The 20,141-nt window shown below is 60.5% G+C and carries 18 protein-coding genes and 3 tRNA genes; 8 read left to right on the top strand and 13 right to left on the bottom strand.

The genetic code is table 11. The features are described 5' to 3' along the window. Positions 1-16 precede the first annotated feature (16 nt). The 3 genes from ACYVIT_RS15980 to ACYVIT_RS15970 form a co-directional block, all read right to left on the bottom strand. Positions 17-1,723 carry an FMN-binding glutamate synthase family protein gene (locus ACYVIT_RS15980; RefSeq protein WP_415808081.1) on the bottom strand — a complete coding sequence of 569 codons (1,707 nt, stop codon included), beginning with the start codon at positions 1,721-1,723 and terminating at the stop codon, positions 17-19. Positions 1,724-1,834: 111 nt separating this feature from the next. Further along, positions 1,835-3,115, bottom strand: a complete 1,281-nt coding sequence (locus tag ACYVIT_RS15975; protein ID WP_415808082.1) for an arsenic transporter — start codon at positions 3,113-3,115, stop codon at positions 1,835-1,837. Between the two features lie 93 nt (positions 3,116-3,208). Next, the gene (locus ACYVIT_RS15970; protein ID WP_415808083.1) at positions 3,209-4,150 is read right to left on the bottom strand and encodes an AEC family transporter; all 942 of its coding nucleotides are present in this window, start codon (positions 4,148-4,150) and stop codon (positions 3,209-3,211) included. 107 nt (positions 4,151-4,257) lie between these two features. Here ACYVIT_RS15970 and ACYVIT_RS15965 point away from each other — a divergent pair, with 107 nt between their 5' ends. Continuing rightward, entirely contained in the window at positions 4,258-4,698 is a 441-nt protein-coding gene (locus ACYVIT_RS15965; RefSeq protein ID WP_415808084.1) for a GNAT family N-acetyltransferase, read from the top strand. Between the two features lie 76 nt (positions 4,699-4,774). On the opposite strand, the gene ACYVIT_RS15960 is transcribed toward ACYVIT_RS15965, so the two are convergent. Continuing rightward, positions 4,775-4,859: transfer RNA gene (locus ACYVIT_RS15960), tRNA-Leu, on the bottom strand. A 153-nt stretch (positions 4,860-5,012) separates the two neighbouring features. On the opposite strand from ACYVIT_RS15960, the gene ACYVIT_RS15955 reads away from it, so the two are divergent. After that, the gene (locus ACYVIT_RS15955) at positions 5,013-5,867 is read left to right on the top strand and encodes a tRNA-uridine aminocarboxypropyltransferase (protein WP_415808085.1); all 855 of its coding nucleotides are present in this window, start codon (positions 5,013-5,015) and stop codon (positions 5,865-5,867) included. A 41-nt stretch (positions 5,868-5,908) separates the two neighbouring features. On the opposite strand, the gene ACYVIT_RS15950 is transcribed toward ACYVIT_RS15955, so the two are convergent. Then, positions 5,909-5,993, bottom strand: a tRNA-Leu gene (locus tag ACYVIT_RS15950). A 171-nt stretch (positions 5,994-6,164) separates the two neighbouring features. On the opposite strand from ACYVIT_RS15950, the gene rnr reads away from it, so the two are divergent. The 4 genes from rnr to ACYVIT_RS15930 all read left to right on the top strand — a co-directional run bounded on the left by rnr (position 6,165) and on the right by ACYVIT_RS15930 (position 11,626). Next, positions 6,165-8,642, top strand: coding sequence for a ribonuclease R (rnr, locus tag ACYVIT_RS15945; protein WP_415808086.1), 2,478 nt, complete (start codon positions 6,165-6,167; stop codon positions 8,640-8,642). A 242-nt stretch (positions 8,643-8,884) separates the two neighbouring features. Continuing rightward, positions 8,885-9,622 (top strand): 23S rRNA (guanosine(2251)-2'-O)-methyltransferase RlmB, encoded by a 738-nt coding sequence (rlmB, locus tag ACYVIT_RS15940; RefSeq protein ID WP_415808087.1) that lies wholly within the window; start codon positions 8,885-8,887, stop codon positions 9,620-9,622. A gap of 123 nt (positions 9,623-9,745) precedes the next feature. After that, positions 9,746-10,987: a cystathionine gamma-synthase family protein gene (locus tag ACYVIT_RS15935; protein WP_415808088.1), complete on the top strand. Its 1,242-nt coding sequence runs from the start codon at positions 9,746-9,748 to the stop codon at positions 10,985-10,987. A 366-nt stretch (positions 10,988-11,353) separates the two neighbouring features. Then, positions 11,354-11,626 (top strand): HU family DNA-binding protein, encoded by a 273-nt coding sequence (locus tag ACYVIT_RS15930; protein ID WP_003812968.1) that lies wholly within the window; start codon positions 11,354-11,356, stop codon positions 11,624-11,626. A gap of 226 nt (positions 11,627-11,852) precedes the next feature. On the opposite strand, the gene ACYVIT_RS15925 is transcribed toward ACYVIT_RS15930, so the two are convergent. Further along, a complete protein-coding gene (locus ACYVIT_RS15925) occupies positions 11,853-12,218 on the bottom strand; it encodes a MerR family transcriptional regulator (RefSeq protein WP_415808089.1) in 366 nt (121 codons plus the stop codon). 89 nt (positions 12,219-12,307) lie between these two features. On the opposite strand from ACYVIT_RS15925, the gene ACYVIT_RS15920 reads away from it, so the two are divergent. Then, positions 12,308-13,216: an alpha/beta fold hydrolase gene (locus ACYVIT_RS15920; protein WP_415808090.1), complete on the top strand. Its 909-nt coding sequence runs from the start codon at positions 12,308-12,310 to the stop codon at positions 13,214-13,216. A gap of 120 nt (positions 13,217-13,336) precedes the next feature. Here ACYVIT_RS15920 and ACYVIT_RS15915 read toward each other — a convergent pair. From ACYVIT_RS15915 to ACYVIT_RS15885, 7 genes are all read right to left on the bottom strand, one after another. Continuing rightward, positions 13,337-13,412 (bottom strand) — tRNA-Val (locus tag ACYVIT_RS15915). 118 nt (positions 13,413-13,530) lie between these two features. Then, a complete protein-coding gene (cyoD, locus tag ACYVIT_RS15910; protein ID WP_415808091.1) occupies positions 13,531-13,905 on the bottom strand; it encodes a cytochrome o ubiquinol oxidase subunit IV in 375 nt (124 codons plus the stop codon). Beyond that, positions 13,905-14,531: a cytochrome o ubiquinol oxidase subunit III gene (gene cyoC, locus ACYVIT_RS15905; protein ID WP_415808092.1), complete on the bottom strand. Its 627-nt coding sequence runs from the start codon at positions 14,529-14,531 to the stop codon at positions 13,905-13,907. Before cyoC ends, cyoD begins: the two co-directional genes overlap by 1 nt. Positions 14,532-14,534: 3 nt before the next feature. Further along, positions 14,535-16,511, bottom strand: coding sequence for a cytochrome o ubiquinol oxidase subunit I (gene cyoB / locus ACYVIT_RS15900; protein WP_415808093.1), 1,977 nt, complete (start codon positions 16,509-16,511; stop codon positions 14,535-14,537). Then, on the bottom strand, positions 16,511-17,419 hold the full coding sequence (gene cyoA, locus ACYVIT_RS15895; RefSeq protein WP_415808094.1) for a ubiquinol oxidase subunit II: 909 nt from the start codon (positions 17,417-17,419) through the stop codon (positions 16,511-16,513). Before cyoA ends, cyoB begins: the two co-directional genes overlap by 1 nt. A 361-nt stretch (positions 17,420-17,780) precedes the next feature. Then, positions 17,781-18,332, bottom strand: a complete 552-nt coding sequence (locus tag ACYVIT_RS15890; RefSeq protein ID WP_415808095.1) for a response regulator transcription factor — start codon at positions 18,330-18,332, stop codon at positions 17,781-17,783. Then, on the bottom strand, positions 18,329-19,555 hold the full coding sequence (locus tag ACYVIT_RS15885) for an ATP-binding protein (RefSeq protein WP_415808096.1): 1,227 nt from the start codon (positions 19,553-19,555) through the stop codon (positions 18,329-18,331). Before ACYVIT_RS15885 ends, ACYVIT_RS15890 begins: the two co-directional genes overlap by 4 nt. A gap of 247 nt (positions 19,556-19,802) precedes the next feature. Here ACYVIT_RS15885 and ACYVIT_RS15880 point away from each other — a divergent pair, with 247 nt between their 5' ends. Beyond that, positions 19,803-20,090: an Rdx family protein gene (locus ACYVIT_RS15880; protein ID WP_415808097.1), complete on the top strand. Its 288-nt coding sequence runs from the start codon at positions 19,803-19,805 to the stop codon at positions 20,088-20,090. Positions 20,091-20,141 lie beyond the last annotated feature (51 nt).

Below are 20,141 nucleotides of genomic sequence, written 5' to 3'. Positions count from 1 at the left end.
ATGCTCCCGCAATACATTAGGGCGTCGCCGGTGCGGCAGCATTTGGCGTGATCGCGGCGGGAGGCGTCGTCGCGTTGGTCTGGGCCAAATGTATGGCGGCCAACGCTGCCGTCACGTCGTGCGCAGGCTTGAACGAATCTGCGCGCGCCATCGACCAACCCACTCTGAATACCGTGTGGCGGAACTCTCCGCGCAACAGTTCGCCCGGCTCCAGCTCGGGAAATAACGCAGACAGCAGACGAACCTCGCTGGGCGAGATGCGGCGGGCGATGTGATGCGGACGCAACTGATTGGGATGCGTGAGGCCGGCGGCTTGCAATAGCTCGGCCAGCGCGTGCAGGCTGTTGCGATGAAAATTCGCAGCGCGTTGCGCCTTGTCGGGGACGACGAGGGCGCGTTGGCGCACAGGGTCCTGGGTGGTGACGCCGGTCGGGCATTTGTCCGTGTGGCAAGCCTGTGCCTGGATGCAGCCCACGGCGAACATGAAGCCGCGCGCCGCGTTACACCAGTCGGCGCCCATGGCCATCACGCGGGCCATATCAAATGCGGTGATGATTTTGCCTGAGGCCCCCAGGCGGATGCGGTCACGCAGATTGACGCCGATCAAGGTGTTGTGCACGATGCGCAGGGCTTCGCGCAACGGTGTACCGACATGATCGACGAATTCGACGGGCGCTGCACCCGTGCCGCCTTCGGCGCCATCGACGACGATGAAGTCGGGCGTAATGCCGGTTTCCAGCATGGCCTTGACGATGGCGAACCATTCCCAGGGATGGCCCATGCAGAATTTGAATCCGACGGGTTTGCCTCCGGACAGCTTGCGCAACCGCGCCACAAATTGGAGCAGGCCGATAGGCGAATCGAATGCGCTGTGACTCGACGGCGAGTTGCAGTCCTGGCCGATGGCCACGCCGCGGGCTTCGGCAATTTCTGCGGTGACCTTCGCGCCGGGCAGGATGCCACCATGGCCGGGCTTGGCGCCTTGTGACAGCTTGATCTCGATCATCTTGACCTGCGGCGTACAGGCGTTGCGGACAAAGGCTTCTTCGGAAAAGGCGCCGTGTTCGTCACGGCAGCCAAAATAGCCCGAGCCGATGTTCCATACCAGTGCGCCACCCGGTTGGCGGTGATAGCGGCTGATGCCGCCTTCGCCAGTGTCATGCGCAAAATTGCCTTGGCGCGCACCCTCGTTGAGGGCGAGAACGGCATTGGCCGACAGGGCGCCGAAGCTCATTGCCGAAATATTGAACGCCGACATCGAGTAGGGCTGCTCGCAATCGGGGCCGCCGACGGTGACGCGAAAGTCGGGGTCGTTGATCTGTGCGGGGACCAGGGAATGGTTGATCCACTCGTAGCGATCGCCGTACACGTCCTCCTGGGTGCCAAAGGGCCGTTTGTCGACATCCTGCTTGGCACGCTGATAAACGATCGATCGCTGCGCGCGCGAGAACGGGGCGGCGTGTGTGTCGTCCTCTAAAAAGTACTGGCGGATTTCGGGACGAATGAATTCGAACAAAAACCGCAGATTGCCCAGCACGGGATAATTGCGCCGGATCGCATGGCGAGGCTGGATCAGGTCGTAGACCCCTAATAGTGCCAACAGGGCCAAGGGGACGGCGGCCCACCACCATGCGGCGGATAGCGACAAAGCCAGCGTCGATGTGACGAGGGCGCCTAGTAGTACCAGAATAAATGTCGTGTACCGGCCGGCAATCCAGCTCATTGGGAACTCCAGGGCTTTCGAATGGTAGGCAACCATAGCAGGGTGGCCGCCTATCGGCTAGCCCTGAGCCTATTTCTGGCAGGGAACAGAGAGTTCCATTGTTGACAACGATTATTGCAAACGCAAGGCCAGTGCAGCCAAGGTGACCAGTAACACCGGCAGCGTCAAGACAATGCCCACCTTGAAATAATAGCCCCAGGTAATACGCAGGCCCTTGCGCGCGAGGACGTGCAGCCAGAGCAGGGTGGCCAGACTGCCGATCGGCGTGATTTTGGGGCCCAGGTCGGTGCCGATGACATTGGCGTAAATCATGGCGTCGCGAATGACATCGGTCGCTGTTGTGTCGGCAATCGCCAGTGCGCCTACCAGCACGGCAGGCAGGTTATTCAATACGGAGGCCAGAAGGGCCGTTACCAGCCCCGTGCCCAGCGAGGCGGCCCAGACGCCATGGTGGCCGAAGACCTCCAGCAATTGCGTCAAGTAGGCCGTCAGGCCTGCGTTGCGCAGTCCATAGACGACCAGGTACATGCCCAGCGAGAACACCACGATATGCCAGGGGGCCTCGCGCATGACGCGACGTGTGCCGACGATGTGCTGTTGGCCGGCGACCAGCAGCAGTACCAGTGCGCCCACTGCTGCGATGGCGCTGACGGGGATGCCCAGAGGCTCCAGGATGAAAAATCCCGCCAGCAGCAATGCCAGGACCGCGATACCGACGCGAAAGGTAGTGCGGTCACGGATGGCAGACTGCGGGGACGGGATTTGCGCGACGTTGTAGCGCGCCGGAATCTGTTTGCGGAAATAGAGGAACAAGATCGCCAGCGATGCCGCGACCGCTGCAAAATTGACCGGGACCATGACCGATGCATATCGATCGAAGCCGATACCGAAAAAATCGGCCGATACGATATTGACCAGATTCGACACCACTAGAGGGGTACTGGCCGTGTCGGCGATAAAGCCTGCCGCCATGACAAAGGCCAGTGTTGCGCCCAATCCAAAGCCCAACGCCAGCAGCATTTCCATGACGATGGGGGTCAGGATCAGGGCGGCGCCATCGTTGGCAAATAAGGCAGAGACGGCTGCGCCCAGCAGCACGATCAACGCAAACAGCCAATGGCCGCGCCCGCCGCCCCAGCGGGCGACATGCAGTGCAGCCCATTTAAAGAAACCCGCGGCATCGAGGATGATGCTGGTGATGATGATGGCGATAAAGGTGGCTGTTGCATTCCACACGATGTGCCAGACGGCGACGACGTCGTTCGGTTGAACAACGCCGGTCAGCAACGCAACCACAGCGCCTGCCGAGGCGCTCCAGCCGATGTTCAGGCCTCGAGGTTGCCAGATGACCAGAATCAGTGTGGCAATGAAAATGGCGGCGGGCAGCAACATGATGGGGCAGGTGATTAGAAGGGAAAATTGTCAGGAAACGCAGTTTGTTGGTGCAGGCGATGCTTTATGTGACGCAATGCATGCTTGACTGCCTTAATGCAGAGCTTGTTTGCTGATCCACGCCACCAATAATGAAACCGTGATCACGGACAGTATCGTCGACAGCAAGATTGCGCGCGATGTGGCACGCGCATCGCGTCCGTAGAGTTGAGCCAGCATGAATGGTCCGGTTCCTATCGGCAGAGCGCTCATGAGCACTGCGCTCCAGGCCCATAGCGGTGGCACGGGAAAGACCCAAAAGACGAGGATGGCTGTGGCTGCGGGTTGCAGCAGCAGCTTGCCGGCGACGAGTTTACCGACGGCCTCGTGATCGCCGCCGGGCGTTGCCTGGGCCAGGAACAGGCCGATCGTCACTAATGCGCAGGGGCTGGCCGACGCGCCCAATAATTCGACATAGCGATCAATACCCAGGGGCAGCGTCAGGCCCGATAAGGCCCAGGCCAGTCCGGCCAGAGGGGAAATCAATAGGGGATTACGGATCAGTGCGCGAGCGACTTTCAGCAGTGTGGTTCCGAGGCTGCGATCGCGATGTTGATCAAATTCGATCAAGGCGATGGCAACGCCGAACAGGACGCAGGCCGTCATCAGGGTGCAGATGATGGCGGGCGCCAGGCTGGCGGGTCCGAGCAATGCCAGGCATAGCGGGATGCCCATATACCCCGCGTTGGCGTAGGAGGCAGCCAAGCCGTGGATGCTGAGATCGGTCAGGCGGATGTCGTGCCGGCGCGAGACCAGGCAGGTGATTGCAAAGGTGATGGCGATGCCGCCGGCCACCGACACCACGAAACGCCACGACATAAGGCTTAAGTCGGCCTGCGCCATGGCGCGAAACAGCAGCGCGGGCAGCGACAGATAGGCGACGTAGCGATTGAGCGCGTCAGTTGCTGCCGGACCGAGTACGCCGCAGCGGGCCGCCAGCCAGCCTGTCAGGATGAGGGCGAATACCGGCAAAGCGGCGGTGACAACGGCGTCCATGGTGCGGGGCGGAAGGAAAGAGCGGACATTCTACTGTGGCTTTATCATTAGCCATGCGGCGGTGTGTACGCCGGGTATCTGTTTTATGAGCAACGCAGGAGAACGTCATGCCTAAACCCCTTCCTATCCGTATCGTCTTGGGAACCTGGGATCGTCTGCGTGATGATGCGTATCTTGTCCGCCACGAGGTCTTTGTGGTCGAGCAGGCCGTGCCGGCCGAGGTTGAGCTGGACGATGATGATCCGTTGTCGGTGCATGCCGTGGCCTACGGGCCTGACAATGTCCCGGTCGCGACGGGCCGCTTGTTGCCCGATGGACACATCGGCCGCATGGCAGTGCGCAAATCGGCCCGCGGGACGGGGGTGGGTGGTCAGGTGCTGGATGCGCTGATTACCCAAGGGCACGGCGATGGACATCGGATGCTGCTGTTGCACGCACAGACCCATGCCCGTGGGTTTTATGAGGCACACGGTTTTACCGCCAACGGCGAGGAGTTCATCGAGGCAGGTATCGCGCACGTCGCCATGACCCGTGCTCTGGGCAACTGAAAAAGAAAAACCCCGATGCGGTTAAGCAATCGGGGTTTTTTCGGCGCACCGCGAAGGTAAGTCGCAGTGTAGTAATTGGTGCCCAGGAGAGGACTCGAACCTCCACACCTTGCGGCACATGGACCTGAACCATGCGCGTCTACCAATTCCGCCACCTGGGCGCTGTTGTTCTGGCACACTGTTGTCAGTGCGTTTGAACATCAGAGGACGCGCATTATGCACACTTTTTTTGAAGTGTGCAAATAGGCGGGCAAAATAATGTGAAAATTGCCGCCCTTAACAGGTAGGGCCAAGCAGACAGGGCCAAGGTGGCCATGGTTCAGCCTGTACGTCAGGCGGGGGTATCGGTATTGATGGCGGCGAATGGGATTGGCGGGAACGGGTATGCAGGCGGCGGTGGCGCGGATGATGCGTCGGCGAACAAGCGGCCCAAGTGCGAGCGTTGTCGGCGGCCGATGACGCATTGTTTGTGCGCGCTGATTCCTTCCCTGGATAGCCGCACGCGCGTGCTGGTGCTGCAGCATCCCGAGGAATCCCGTCACGCGCTGAATACCGGGCGGTTGGCGGTGCTGGGGTTGCGTAACGCGGCGCTGCATGTAGGGCGGAAGTTTGATGCGGCGCTCTGGAGTGCAGGGCAGTACGAACCCTGTTTGCTGTTTCCGGGCGAGGAGGCGCGGGTGTTGGTTCGCGACGCTGCCGTCCCGGACGGCGCAGCAAGGGCGTCGTCACGAGGTGCGGCGTCCGGTGGGCGCGGGGGTGATGCGCACGCAGCCGCCGCAGAACCCATCGGACCAGGCGCTCGCCTTGGCGCAGTGGCGCGTCCTGTTTTACTGGTGGTGCCTGACGGTACCTGGCGGCACGCGCGCCATTTGCTCGCGACGCATGCTGATCTGGCGGCGTTGCCAAGAGTGACCTTGCCAGAAGGCATGACGACGCGATACCGGGTGCGTCATGCAGGAGAATCGGCGGCCCTGTCCACCGTCGAGGCGATTGCGGCCGCGCTGGATGTATTGGAGGCGCCGCGATCGTTTGCGGCATTGTTGGCGCCGTTCGAGGCGTTGGTCGCCGCGCAGATCGCCGCCATGGGGGCTGAACGTTATGAGAGGCACCACGTGAGGCGGGAGGGTAGCCGTGAGGAGCGCACAAAAACAAACCCCCGGGAACCATAAGGTTGCCGGGGGCGTGCGACGATCGAATCGTCTGAATTCCGTGGTGCCCAGGAGAGGACTCGAACCTCCACACCTTGCGGCACATGGACCTGAACCATGCGCGTCTACCAATTCCGCCACCTGGGCACTGTGCAAAAATCTACGGGTTTGTGTGATACGCTTCGAAGAAATAGAGACGCATCAGCAGCTCCCAGACCAATTAGTGTTTTAAACTTTAAATCACCGCTTGGTTTTTGCTACAGTGATCAGCCTAGGGCAGACCACAGAAGCAAAAGATTATATACAGGATTTTAAACTTTGGCAAAACGATCGAATAAAGACTCCAATAACAATAACAACGGCAGATCCGGATCCGTCTTGCCCGAACCTCCCCCAGACTTTGATCCCGATGTGCCGAGCCGAGAGACCATTCTCAAGGCGCTGCGCTCGGCCGGGGCACCCCTGTCGCCGACCGAGCTGGCCGAGCGCATGGGCGTCGAACGGCCAGCGACGCTGGTGGGATTCGAGCGCCGCCTGAATGCCATGGAGCGCGACGGGCAGCTCATGCCCAATCGCAAGGGAGTGTTGCTGCTGGCCACGAAGCTCGATTTCGTGGCGGGCAAGGTGCAAGGGCATCGGGACGGTTTTGGATTTTTGTTGCGCGACGATGGCGGGCAGGATCTGTTTTTGTCGCCGCGGGAAATGCTCAAAGTCCTGCACGGCGACCGTGTGCTGGTCAAGCCGTCGGGCGAATACCGCGGCAAGCCCGAAGGCGTGATTGTCGAGGTCATCGAACGCCGCACCAACAAACTGGTGGGGCGTTTCCTGCATGAGCACGGTCTGTCGATTGTGGTGCCGGAGGACCAGCGCATCAAGCACGACATCCTGATTCCGCCAGGCGATACCAATGGTGCCCAACATGGCCAGGTCGTGTCGGTGCAGATCATGGAGCAGCCCACGCGTCATACGCAGCCGTTGGGACGCGTTTACGAAGTCCTGGGTGAAATCGATGATCCCGGTATGGAAATCGAAATCGCGGTGCGCAAGTTCGATGTGCCGGTGGATTTTTCCGAAGCGGCTGCCAAGCAGGCTTCGCGTTTGCCGGACGTGGTGCGCAAGGCCGACCTGAAAGACCGATTCGATTTGCGCGATGTGCCGTTGATCACGATCGATGGCGAGGACGCACGGGATTTTGACGATGCGGTGTACTGTGAGCCTGTCGAATTGGGCACCGGGCAGCGCAAGCGTCCCGGATGGCGTCTACTGGTGGCGATTGCCGATGTCAGTCACTATGTGACGCCCAACGACGCGTTGGACGATGACGCGCTCGAGCGTGGCACCAGCGTGTATTTCCCGCGCCGGGTCATTCCCATGTTGCCCGAGTCGCTGTCCAACGGCTTGTGTTCGCTCAATCCCAACGTGGACCGCCTGGTGCTGGTCTGCGATATGGTGATCCCGGCGACAGGGGCCAAGGCCGGTACGATTTCGGCCTATCAGTTTTATAACGCCGTCATCCATTCCCATGCGCGCACGACGTATACCCAGATCTGGGAGGCTCTGCAGCAGCCAGGCGGTCCGGTCGCCAATAGCTTGAGCGCGGTGATGCCGCATGTGCGCCATTTGCATGAGTTGTACCTGTTGCTGGTGCAGCAGCGTAAAAAGCGCGGCGCCATCGATTTCGATACTGTCGAGACCAAGATCGTGTGCAACGAGCTGGGCCGCATCGAACAGATTGTCGGGCTGGTACGTAACGACGCTCACAAACTCATCGAGGAATGCATGCTGGCCGCCAATACGTGCGCGGCGGATTTCATGACTCGCAGCAAGCACCCTGGGTTGTATCGGATCCATGAGGGCCCGACGCCCGAGCGTCTGACGTCGCTGCGTGAGTTCTTGCGCACGATGGGACTGTCGCTGGGCGGCGGCGATGCGCCCACGGCCAAGGACTACGGCGAGTTTCTGGATTCAGTGCGCGGCCGTCCTGACTTTCAGCTGTTGCAGACCATGTGTCTGCGCTCGATGCAACAGGCGATCTACAGTCCGGATAATGTCGGCCATTTCGGGCTGGCGTATCCGGGTTACAGCCACTTTACGTCGCCCATCAGACGTTATCCTGACTTGTTGACGCATCGCGTCATCAAGGCGCTGCTGGCAGGCAAGCGTTATGTGCCGGGTCTGGAGGATCAACCGCTGGTCATTGGTCGTACTCAACGTGAGCACGAACACGCCACTTGGGAAAAACTGGGCTTGCTGTTGTCTGCCAGCGAACGCCGTGCCGATGAGGCCTCGCGCGATGTCGAAGCGTGGCTCAAATGCTGGTTCGTCAAAGAGCGCGTGGGCGAGGATTTCAGCGGCACAGTGACGGGTGTGGCCAGCTTCGGCATATTCGTGACGCTGGACACGCTGCACGTCGAGGGTCTGGTGCACGTGTCTGAGCTGGGCGGCGAGTATTTCCAGTTCAACGAGGCGTTGCACGAGCTGCGTGGCGAGCGTACGGGCCTGCGATATCGCTTGACGGACAAGGTGCAGGTCCAGGTTTCGCGGGTTGACCTGGAGGCGCGCCGTATCGAGTTTCGTCTGGTCAAGGGCACGAGCTTTGACGCCTTGCGCAAGGCCGCGTCGCGCAATCCTGACGAACCGCGCAAGATCAAAAAGGCCGCCGCTCCCAAGCCGGCCGCCCTGAAAGGGCAGACCGCCAAGCAGAGGCGCGCTCAAGCGAAAAAAACGGCCAAACCCGCTGCGCCGGCGAAAAAGCGTTCCGCAGTCAAACAGGCACCGGCGCGCGGGCGTCGTTGAACTTTGCCTGATGCCCCGTTCGCGGGGCTTGCGCGCCGGCGGTATCTTTCTTCTGCATGCGTGTGATGCGCCATGGCCTCGCGGACTCGCGAGGCCTCGTTGGCCGGTCAGTTGCCGGCAGGTTGCGCACGCTGGCGGGCCACGCAGTAACATGACGGTTGCGCCGGGGATGCGTAGGCATCCGACTCGGCGGGCGGGCGCATTGGCGCCGGCTTTTCTTTACGCATATAAGGTGAATATTCATGGCGTCAGCCCAAGTCCTGGCGGGGTTTCATGCGGTGGTGGCGCGACTGCGGCACGCACCCGAATCCGTCAAAGAGATCTACGTCGAGGCCTCGCGCCGCGACAAACGCATGCAAGGGCTAATCGAGCAAGCCGAACGCGCGGGGCGCCGTGTGCATCCCGTGACCATCGAGCGGCTGGACGGTCTGGCGCGCGGGACGCGCCACCAGGGCGTGGTTGCACTGGCCGAGGAACGGCTCTTGGCAGTGGATGTCGACGAGGTATTGGACACCATCGAAGGTCCCGCGTTGCTGCTGGTGTTAGACGGCGTGACTGATCCGCACAATCTTGGGGCATGTCTGCGTACGGCCGACGCGGCTGGCGTGCATGCGGTGATTGCGCCGCGGGATCGCGCGGTCGGCCTCAACAGCACTGTGCAGCGCGTGGCTTGCGGTGCGGCCGATACGGTGCCTTACATCATGGTGACGAATCTGGCGCGGACCTTGCGTGCGCTGAAAGAGCGCGATGTCTGGGTGGTTGGCACGGATGATCAGGCGAGCGAAAGTCTTCATGCCGTTGACGCACGCCGTTCCATGGCGTGGGTCATGGGGGCCGAAGGCGAGGGGATGCGCCGCCTGACGCGCGAGACCTGCGACCAATTGGTGACGATTCCGATGCTGGGCTCTGTCGAGAGCCTGAACGTCAGTGTGGCCAGCGCGGTGTGTCTGTACGAATCCGTACGGCAGCGGCAGGCGTAAACTTTCACACGTAACACGCAAGGAACCGGGCATGCCCGGTTCCTTGCTCCGTCGTGGGGCCGTTTGAGTCGAGCCCGGTCCCGCGTGCCGTCATCGGCCATTTACTTTTCTCAGTCATTCATCATGCATAAGAACGGCTTTACTACTACGATTCTTCATTCTGATCGTCGCCTGTCCGTCGAGCACGGCGCTGTGCATAAGCCTATTCACACCTCGTCCGAGTTTGCCTACGCCGATGCACGCGAGCTGGCGGCGGTGTTTCAGGGCAAGGCAGGCTTCACCTATGGCCGCCAGGGCACGCCGACGACGACTGCGCTGGAAGCGAAAATCACCCAAATGGAAGGCGGCGCGGCAACGGTCTCGTTCGCAACGGGGATGGCTTCGCTGGCGGCGGTGTTTTCGACTTTGTTGCGCAAGGGCGATCATCTGCTGTCCAGCCAGTATGTGTTCGGCAACACGAACAGTCTGTTGGGCACGTTGATTGAATTGGGAATCGAGATCACCTACGTGGATCCTACCGATCTGGATCAGGTGCGTGCGGCGTTGCAACCCAATACGCGTATGGTGTTTACCGAGACGATCGCCAATCCGGGTACCCAGGTGGCAGACCTGGCGGGTATCGGCGAGCTGTGCCGCGAGCGCAATCTCGTTTATGTGATCGACAATACCTTGACCTCGCCCTGGCTGTTCCAAGGCCGTTCGGCCGGCGCATCACTGGTGATGAACTCCCTGTCCAAATACATCAGCGGCCACGGCGATGCGCTCGGCGGGACGATCACGGACACGGGCCTGTACGACTGGGCAAGCTATCCCAACATTTACGATAGCTACCGCAAGGGGCCGTCTACCGGCTGGGGGCTGTTGCAGGTCAAGAAGAAGGGCCTGCGCGACATGGGCGGCACGTTGTCGGCCGATTCCGCGCATCGCATCGCCATCGGCGCGGAAACCTTGGCGTTGCGTATGGCGGCGCATTGCAGCAATGCCTTGGCGCTGGCGCAAATGCTCGACGCCCATCCCGGCGTGACCAAGGTGCATTACCCCGGCTTGCCCACCCATCCGCAGCATGAGCGTGCGGCAGCATTGTTCGGCGGCCGATTCGGCGGGCTATTGGGCATAGAGCTGGCAGACGGAATCGATTGCTTTGATTTCCTGAATCACTTGCAGATCGTGCTCAACGCGACCCATTTGGGTGATACCCGCAGTTTGGCGCTGCCGGCTGCGCACACGATTTATTATGAAATGGGTCCGGAGCGTCGTGCCCAGATGGGTATTGCGGACAGCCTGATCCGGGTGTCCGTCGGGATCGAGGACCAAGCGGATCTGCTGCACGATTTTGATCAGGCCTTGCAGGCTTGCATGGGCTGAGGCTGGTGCACCCGACCGGCGTTCCATGGGTTTGCAGCGTCTTGCGAGATTGTTGCGGAAATACGCGCAGATTGGGTGCATATTACGAAAACACCTGGAAGCCAGTATCCACGCGGCTTACAGCGGAGTCTTTCCCCTTGACGCCGTCGCAACGAGGGGCCTAATATGTTCCTGCGTCGCTGATGTTTTAGCACTTTCTCTGGTGCGAAAGACATCCGCGACGTAGCAATTTTGCCGTTGCGCTTGGCAAGGCACTGGGATATGCGCAGTGCCCAAGAAGCATATCTACCTCCGTTTGCCGGCACCTTGATTGTTCTGGTGTCGGCGCGCATCCGACAGAACCAACACCTTGAGGGGTAAACCTGAATGAACAAAACCGAACTCATCGATCATATCGCCAGCAAGGCCGATATCTCCAAAGCTGCCGCCGGCCGTTCGCTTGATGCCCTGATCGGTGCCGTAAAAACCACGCTCAAAAAGGGCGGCACAGTGACGCTGGTTGGCTTTGGCACGTTTGCTGTGTCGGCACGCGCTGCTCGCACGGGCCGTAACCCTCGCACTGGCGAGACCATCAAGATCAAAAAGGCCAAAGTGCCGAAATTCCGTCCGGGCAAAGCCCTGAAGGATGCCGTCAACTAATCGACGGTCGCGATCCTGCGGCGAGCACCATCGCCGCAAAACACGAAAGCCCTTGGAGACAGCGTGCTGCGCTGAATATTCAAGGGCTTTTGTGTTTGTGAGCAGGTAGGGACGGACGGCGGCCGGGCAAAAAAAAACCGCGCTGCGCCATGCTGCCCCCCCGAGGGGGTGTTTTTGCCTTGGCAATCAAGCAATCAGTTCAGGGCATCGTAATGCAAACGGCGGGCTAGACTCCTTCCGTCAGCATCCCGCGGAGTCGTGCACGCCGCTGCTCAAGATCCGCGATCTGTCGCTCTATGGAAGCGAGTCGTCGGCGTTGCACTTCGGTCGTTTCGGGGCACGCCGCAGCGCCTTCGATCATGCGCATGCAATCGGGAAACCCGCGGATTTCCACCAGGCTGAAGCCTGCGGCGATCAGCCTCTGGATCTGGCGAACTTGCGTCACGGCTGCCGGGGGGAACAAACGATAGCCATTTTCTGCGCGTACAGAGGTCAGAAGTCCGTTGTCGTCGTAATGCCGGATTGAGCGCAGGCTTGCTCCTGTCTTATGGGCAAGCTCGCCAATGGTCATAGGGCCTTGGGGTTTGGACATGGACACACGATACCACTTTTCCGCTTGACACTCACATCAATGTGAGGCTTGAGACTGTGCGCATCCCAAAAACCCAGGAGTATTCGCTCATGTCTCTGTCGAAGCTTCATAGTGCACTCGGCGCACTGATCGTGGCACTCGCGGTCCTGGCAGCCTCGCCGGCTGCGTTTGCCGGAACCAAGGACTACACCGTCACTGCGCCCGATGGCGTGGTGCTGGCCGTGCAGGAAGCCGGTGATCCCGACGGCGCTCCCATCATTTTCGTTCATGGCCTGCTTGGCAGCCGGCTGAACTGGACCAAGCAACTGCACGACCCTCGATTTCAGCACTACCGATTGATTACCTACGACCTGCGTGGACACGGCCGGTCAGGCAAGCCAACCGAAGCCGATTCCTACACTGACGGACGCCGGTGGGCTGACGACTTGGCCACGATCATCGAATCGACGCACGCCCACAAGCCGGTGCTCGTGGGATGGTCGTTAGGCGGTGCGGTGATATCGAACTACCTGGCCGCCTACGGCGACAGCGGCATCGCCGGTGCCGTATATGTCGATGGCGTGATCGAGCTGAAGCCCGACCAGATCGTGGCGCATCCCGAGGTCTATCGCGACATGATCGCTTCGGACTTGAAAACCCATTTGGATGGCGAACGCGCATTCCTGCGACTGTGCTTCTATCGCCAGCCCGATGCGGCCACGTTCTCACTGCTGCTAGCCAACGCTGCACTGGCGTCGTGGGATATGCAACGTGCCGTGCAATCAATGACGGTCGACGCAGCCGAGGGGCTGGGCAAGGCCGACGTTCCGTTGCTGCTGATCTATGGGGCCCAGGATGCGCTGGTGAAGGCCAAGCCCAGCATCGCCAGGGCCAAGAGCCTCAACCCACGGATTCAGAGCAAGCTGTATGCTGCCTCGGGACATGCGCCGTTTCTCGAAGAGCCAGACCGCTTTAATCGCGATTTGTCGGATTTCATTCGTTCGGCCGTGTCGCGTTAGCAACTGGCAGAGCGAGTCGAGTTCGGTCTTGAGCGTGGCCCGGTAACAAAAAAGGCACCTGGAATAATCCGGTGCCTTTTTCACATCCAGCCCAGTGGCCGGGTGTTTTATTCGGGGGACTGGTGGGTGCTACAGGGGTCGAACCTGTGACCTACGCCTTGTAAGGGCGCCGCTCTACCAACTGAGCTAAGCACCCCCGAGTGCTGCGTGATGTCGTGCATCACGTTCAACGAGGACGGCAGTATACCGGAGCAAAACGAGTTCGGCAAATGCAGTGCGGCGTTGATCATGATGCATGACATTCACACGTGGCATTACATGCCGGGCATCGGGTGCATCATGTTGGCGTTCATGTTGTGCAGCACCCAGACCGAGCCCACCACGATGATCGCGATCACGAACACGGCGAAGATGAAAGCCGACAGATTGTCGCGCTGGGACTTCGAGGTGCCCATGTGCAGGAAGAACACCAATTGCACCAGCAGCTGTGCCACGCACAGCACGATGATGCCGGGCAGGATAATGCCGCGCGGGACGCCTTCGACCATGAGCAGACCGAACGAGCCCAGGGTCAGGATGATGGACAGGATGAAGCCTACGATGTAGGACTTCAGCGAGCCGTGATCGGCGCTGTCGTGGCCGTGATCACCGTGACCATGGCCTGCAGTAGAGGTCGTGTGGTGCGACATTAGATCGCTCCCATGAGGTAGATGAAGGTAAAGACGCAGATCCAGACGATGTCCAGGAAGTGCCAGAACAGGCTCAGGCACGCCAGGCGACGTTTGTTGACCGAGTCCAGGCCGTGGCGGCGAACCATGTCGATCATGATGATGATCCAGATCAGGCCGAACGTGACGTGCAGCCCGTGGGTGCCGACCAGCGTGAAGAACGCCGACAGGAAGGCGCTGCGATCGGGACCGGCGCCGATGTGGATCAGGTGATGGAATTCATAGATTTCCATCCCGATAAAGCCTGCGCCGAACAGGAACGTCACCATGAGCCAGCCGATCACGCGGCCTTTGTTACCGGCGTGCATGTTCAGCATGGCCATGCCGAAGGTGAAGCTGCTGATCAGCAGCAGCATGGTTTCGACCAGCACGAACGGCAGTTCGAACAGTTCTTTACCGGTGGGGCCACCGGCGGTGGCGTTGAACAGTACGGCGAACGTGGCGAACAGCACGGCGAAGATGAGCAAATCGCTCATCAGATAGATCCAGAATCCAACTACGGTCTTGGATCCATCGTCGTGATGCTCGTCATGGTGTCCGGCGTGAGCGCCGGACCCGTGGGGGAGGGATGTTGCAGCGTGAGTCATGACTCAGACGGCCTTTTGAATAGAAGCAAGATGGGCGGAGTCGATGCGCTCGACTTCTTTTGCGGGCACGTAGTAGTCCACGTCGCGGTCGTAGGCGCGCACGATGAACGAGCCGATCATGCCGACGAAGCCCACGATGGCCAGCCACCAGATGTGCCAGACCAGGGCGAAGGTCATTACCAGGCCAAAGAAGCCGATGACGACGCCAGCACCGGTGTTACGCGGCATATGGATGTCTTCGTAGCGGGCCGGACGGGCATAGGCCGTGCCGTTTTCTTTGTCTTCCCAGTGTTGATCCAGATGGTCGACCTTGGGCAGGTGGGCAAAGTTGTAGAACGGTGCGGGCGAAGCGATCGACCATTCCAACGTACGGCCGCCCCAGGGGTCACCGGTGACGTCCAGGTTTTTCTTGCGGTCGCGGATGCTGACGAAGATCTGCAGCAGGATGAAGCCAATACCGGCGGCCACGAAGCAAGCGCCAATGAAGGCCACGATCAGGTAAGGCTGCCAGGTCGGGTCGTCGTAGTGGTTGATACGGCGCGTCATGCCCTTCAGGCCCAGGATGTACAGGGGCATGAAGGCCAGGTAGAAACCGATGAACCAGCACCAGAACGAGTATTTGCCCAGACGCTCATTGAGCTTGAAGCCAAAGGCCTTGGGGAACCAGTACGTCATGGCGGCGATACAACCGAACACCACGCCACCGATGATCACGTTGTGGAAGTGAGCAATCAGGAACAAGCTGTTGTGCAGCACGAACGACACGCCCGGGATGGCCATCAGCACGCCGGTCATGCCGCCGATCACGAAGGTGACCATGAAGCCGATCGTCCAGAGCACGGGGGTGGTCATTTCGACACGGCCGCGGTACATCGTGAACAGCCAGTTGAAGATCTTGACCCCGGTCGGGACCGAAATGATCATCGTGGCGATACCGAAGAACGTGTTGACGTTGGCGCCGGCACCCATGGTGAAGAAGTGGTGCAGCCACACCATGAACGAGAGCACGCCGATGGCTGCCGTGGCATAGACCATCGATTTGTAGCCGAACAGGGGCTTCTTCGAGTAGGTGGCGATGATTTCCGAGAACGCACCAAAGCAGGGCAGGATCAGGATGTAAACCTCGGGGTGGCCCCAGATCCAGATCAGGTTCACGTACATCATGACGTTGCCGCCGAGATCGTTCGTGAAGAAGTGCATGTCCAGATAGCGGTCAGCCGACAGCAGGGCCAAGGTACCGGCCAGCACAGGGAAGGCGGCCACGATCAGGATGTTGGTCACCAGCGCGGTCCAGGTGAAGACCGGCATTTTCATCAGCGTCATGCCCGGCGTACGCATACGCAGGATGGTGACGACGAAGTTGATGCCGCTCAGCGTGGTACCTACCCCTGATATCTGGAGCGCCCAGATGTAGTAGTCGACCCCGACGCCCGGGCTGCCCTCCAGGCCGGAGAGCGGCGGATAAGCCAGCCAGCCGGTCGCGGCGAATTCGCCCACGAACAGCGACAGCATCATCAACACGACACCGACACAGAACAGCCAGAAGCTCAGCGAGTTCAGGAACGGGTAGGCCACGTCGCGCGCACCGATTTGCAGCGGTACGACGACGTTCATCAGGCCCGTGATGAAGGGCATCGCCATGAAGAAAATCATGATGACGCCGTGGGCCGTGAAGATCTGGTCGTAATGGTGAGGGGGAAGGAATCCGACTGCGTCGGCAGCTGCGACAGCCTGCTGGCCGCGCATCATGATGGCGTCGGCAAAGCCGCGCAAGAGCATGATCAGCGCAACGATGATGTACATGACACCAATGCGTTTGTGATCGACGCTGGTGAACCATTCGGTCCACAGGTATTTCCATTTACCGAAATAGGTAATCGCGCCCAATAGCGCAACGCCGCCCAGTATCACGGCAGCCATCGTCACCATGACGATAGGCTCGTGATAAGGAATGGCCTCTAGTGTGAGTTTGCCGAACATCAGTTGTTTCCTGCGATCAAATTCTTCGACGTGGGCGTGCAGCTAGCCGGGTCCAGGCCAGCTATCTTGCTCATCGTGTTGTGCATGATGTTGTCGAACATGCCGGTCGGGGCGCTGGAATACAGCGTGACGGGGTTGTGTTCGCTGGGCTGAACCAGGGCCTGGTACGACTCGGGCGTCAACGGGTTGTTGGCTGCCTTGGCCTGGTTGATCCAGTCCTGGAATCCTTCGTTGCTGGTCGCGATGGCGCGGAAACGCATGCCGGAGAAGCCGGCGCCGCTGTAGTTGGCCGAGATGCCGGCGTAGTCGCCAGCCTCGCGGGCGATCAGGTGCAGCTTGGTTTCCATGCCGGCCATCGAGTAGATCTGGCTACCCAATTGCGGAATGAAGAATGAATTCATCAACGACGACGAGGTGATGCGGAAATTCACCGGTGTATCGACCGGGAACGCAATCTGGTTGACAGTCGCGATGTCATAGTCGGGGTAGATGAACAGCCATTTCCAGTCCAGCGACACGACATCGATGTTGATCGGTTTGACCGAGGACTCGATGGGTTTGTAGGGGTCCAGCGCGTGCGTCGACTTGTAGGTCAACACGCCCAGAATCGCCACGATGATGCAGGGGATGGTCCAGACGACCACTTCGATACGCGTCGAGTGCGACCAGCGCGGCATGTACACCGCTTTGGTATTGCTCGCTCGGTATTTCCAGGCGAAATACAGAGTCATGATGATGACAGGCACCACGATGAGGAGCATGAGCCCCAAAGAGGTGAGAAGCAGCGTTTTTTCCTGGGCGCCGATGTCTCCCTTGGGCGACAGCACTTCCATTGTGCAGCCGCTGAGCAGCATGAGCGCACCAATACCGAGCGTGCGCCCGACGGTGGTGAAGTGGGGGTGTTTCACGTACAACCTTGAGGGTTAATTGCCGAAGCCGGCAAGAATGCACAACGCGTCTGATGAGGACGCAAAGATGCGGTGAAGCCGCAATGCTAGCCGTTTGTTGCGGCGCAAACCTGCGACGAAAGGTCGCATCGCGGGAAAAGCGCGGGCATTGTAAACGGCAGTAACGCCATTAGGGCAAGGTATTTGTGCGCAGCAGCAGGGGTGCGACAATGTGTCGCATTGAATTTGAGGGGTGGCGCCGGGGCGTCGCCGAATCCGACGCGATCCGTTGAATGGGGCGGCGGAATTGACGGTGGGGCAGACCGCGGCCCGCGCGCGAGGCTGTCAACGCGCTGAATGCAGCTGGAAGGTATCCAGAGAATCAATCAAGGACGAGATCACGTTCGGGGCCGGGCTTTTTGGCGAGCTTGCGTTGCAACGAACGCCGATGCATGCCCAGCAGTCGGGCGGCGGCGGAGACATTGCCACTGCACTCGTGCAGTGCCTGTTGAATGTGTTCCCATTCCAGGCGGTGCAGAGGCGTCATGGTGGCTTCGATGGCGGTCGATTCGGCTTTTACCAGCCCCAGGGCGCGCAGGATCATGGGGGCGGTGGCGGGCTTGGGCAGGTAATCGTCCGCGCCGCGCTTGATGGCCTCGACCGCAGTCGCCACGCTGGCGTAGCCCGTGACCAGCAAGATGCGCATGTCGGGACGCAAGGCGCGCAGCGGCCGGATCAGTGTGAGTCCGGAGTCTTCGCCCAGGCGCAGATCAACCAGCGCAAAAGCGGGCAGGGTTTCTTCGGCCACACGCAAAGCCTCGGCAATGCTGGTGGCGACGCGCGTGTCCAGGTGGTGCCGCGTCAGGCTGCGCTGCAAGGTGCGCACATAGAGTTCGTCATCGTCGATCAGTAGGCCGACATCAGAGGCATTCATAATTGGGTTCCGGTGCCACGCGTCGCGAGTGGCGTCAGAGGCAAGTGAAAACGGATGCGAGTGCCGCCGCCCTCGGCGGGGGCCATTGTCATGTCGCCGCCGAGCTGTTCGACGGTGGCGTGTGACAGGGCCAGCCCAACGCCGAGTCCGCCCGGTTTTTCGCTATTGAATAAGCTGGTGGCGGGCAGCAGCGAATGGTCGGGATCGAAGCCGTGACCGTGATCGCGCACCTCGCCTTCGAGGGCGCCGTTGCGATATTCCAGGTGCAGGTCGACCCGCGAGTGACCCGCGGTTTCGCCGGCATCGGCGGCATTATTGAGCAGAGCTTGTATCAGGTGCGAAATCGAGGGTTCCACCCGTAGCGCAGCGGGCAGCTCGCCCGTGCGATGCAGGTCGATGGTAGGGCGCACGAGACGCCATTGGCTGACTTCGCGCACGAGATCGACCTCGGTGGGGACGGCCAGATTGCGGATGCGCTCACGGCACAGCGCCAGCAGTTGGCCAAGCAGCTCGGCGTCGGCGCGCAGATCGTCTGTGTCGACTTCGGCGGCGATCTCGTCGGCCAACAAGGTCATGGTGGCCAACGGCGTATTGAGCTCGTGCGCCATGGCGGCGGCATGGGTGGCCAGCGCGACAATGCCCTCGTTGCGGGTGAAACGCTCGCGCAACGCTGCCAGTTCGCGTTCCCGGCTGCGCAGATCGGCCGCCAGGCGACTGGAGAAATACAAAACCACCATGGCAGAGATCAGGAAGCTGGCGGCAATGCCCGAAACGATGAGTGCATAGGGGTTATGGTGACCCTCGAGCGGCCGGCCCAACAGGCCCGAAACGAGATAGCCGATCAGGCAAGCCATCGCTGCGGCCAGGGCCCAACTGCGCGGCAGCGCCAGGGCGGCCAGCGCGATCAGGATCAGGAACATCAGCCCAAAGGGGTTATGGATGCCGCCGCTCCAGCCGACCATCCAGCCCAGGACGATGATATCGACGAGCAGGTGGGCGAAGGCGACAGCCGGGGAGATCTCGCCGCGGCTGTGCAGCACTCGCAGCGTGGCATACAGGTTGAACGCCACCAGAATGCCGATGCCGCTCCAGAGGGCAACCAAGGGCAATTCCAGATCCAGCAATTCGCTGGCGACGAGCACGGTCGTGGCCTGACCAGCGATGGCCAGCCATCGCAGTGTGCATAGAGAGCGCAGGAACGAATTGGCGGAACTACCAGGCATAACAAAATTCAGGGCCAAGCGTAGGCGCGAACGCCAGGCGCGGGGGCTCTGGAGAAGCAAGGACCTGCAGTGATGGGGCAAAGCAGGGGCGACGCCCTGGGGTAGGCAAGCAGACCCTATTGTATTGCGATTCGATGCGCACTGCTGCGCTGCAATGAGGGACGGTTGCCGGCCACTCGCTGGCGCAAGCATACTGGCGGCTGTGGCATCGAGTGGGATTGCCGTAGAGTCTGGCCCGGAGTGTTTCATGACTGTCGAATCAAATCATCCTCAAATAACGATCACGTACTGCACGCAGTGCCAGTGGCTATTACGGGCGGGATGGATGGCGCAGGAACTGCTGTCTACGTTCGGCACCGATCTGGGATCGGTGACCTTGGTGCCTGGCACCGGCGGTGTTTTCCGTATTCATTACGATGGCGACCTCATCTGGGACCGCACGGTGGACGGAGGGTTCCCGGACGCCAAAATATTGAAACAACGTGTACGCGATCGCCTCGATCCTCAGCGGGATTTGGGGCATATCGATCGGTAGGCATAGGGGGCGCCGCTTTTTGCATAGAAGCATGTGCGAATCATTCGCATT

The sequence above is a fragment of the Bordetella muralis genome (assembly GCF_054781015.1).
The sequence above is the reverse complement of the archived record's forward strand: the minus strand, read 5'-3'. Positions and strand labels throughout refer to the sequence as shown.

What these genes read in the sequence shown, in the direction of transcription:
- ACYVIT_RS15975 (WP_415808082.1), bottom strand. Translation starts at nt 3,115, where the DNA reads ATGTTGCTGCCCGCCGCCATTTTCATTGCCACACTGATTCTGGTCATC.
- cyoC (WP_415808092.1), bottom strand. Translation starts at nt 14,531, where the DNA reads ATGACTCACGCTGCAACATCCCTCCCCCACGGGTCCGGCGCTCACGCC.
- ACYVIT_RS15955 (WP_415808085.1), top strand. Translation starts at nt 5,013, where the DNA reads ATGGTTCAGCCTGTACGTCAGGCGGGGGTATCGGTATTGATGGCGGCG.
- ACYVIT_RS15965 (WP_415808084.1), top strand. Translation starts at nt 4,258, where the DNA reads ATGCCTAAACCCCTTCCTATCCGTATCGTCTTGGGAACCTGGGATCGT.
- ACYVIT_RS15935 (WP_415808088.1), top strand. Translation starts at nt 9,746, where the DNA reads ATGCATAAGAACGGCTTTACTACTACGATTCTTCATTCTGATCGTCGC.
- cyoB (WP_415808093.1), bottom strand. Translation starts at nt 16,511, where the DNA reads ATGTTCGGCAAACTCACACTAGAGGCCATTCCTTATCACGAGCCTATC.
- ACYVIT_RS15885 (WP_415808096.1), bottom strand. Translation starts at nt 19,555, where the DNA reads ATGCCTGGTAGTTCCGCCAATTCGTTCCTGCGCTCTCTATGCACACTG.
- ACYVIT_RS15930 (WP_003812968.1), top strand. Translation starts at nt 11,354, where the DNA reads ATGAACAAAACCGAACTCATCGATCATATCGCCAGCAAGGCCGATATC.
- rlmB (WP_415808087.1), top strand. Translation starts at nt 8,885, where the DNA reads ATGGCGTCAGCCCAAGTCCTGGCGGGGTTTCATGCGGTGGTGGCGCGA.
- ACYVIT_RS15890 (WP_415808095.1), bottom strand. Translation starts at nt 18,332, where the DNA reads ATGAATGCCTCTGATGTCGGCCTACTGATCGACGATGACGAACTCTAT.
- ACYVIT_RS15980 (WP_415808081.1), bottom strand. Translation starts at nt 1,723, where the DNA reads ATGAGCTGGATTGCCGGCCGGTACACGACATTTATTCTGGTACTACTA.
- cyoD (WP_415808091.1), bottom strand. Translation starts at nt 13,905, where the DNA reads ATGTCGCACCACACGACCTCTACTGCAGGCCATGGTCACGGTGATCAC.
- ACYVIT_RS15920 (WP_415808090.1), top strand. Translation starts at nt 12,308, where the DNA reads ATGTCTCTGTCGAAGCTTCATAGTGCACTCGGCGCACTGATCGTGGCA.
- ACYVIT_RS15880 (WP_415808097.1), top strand. Translation starts at nt 19,803, where the DNA reads ATGACTGTCGAATCAAATCATCCTCAAATAACGATCACGTACTGCACG.
- ACYVIT_RS15925 (WP_415808089.1), bottom strand. Translation starts at nt 12,218, where the DNA reads ATGTCCAAACCCCAAGGCCCTATGACCATTGGCGAGCTTGCCCATAAG.
- ACYVIT_RS15970 (WP_415808083.1), bottom strand. Translation starts at nt 4,150, where the DNA reads ATGGACGCCGTTGTCACCGCCGCTTTGCCGGTATTCGCCCTCATCCTG.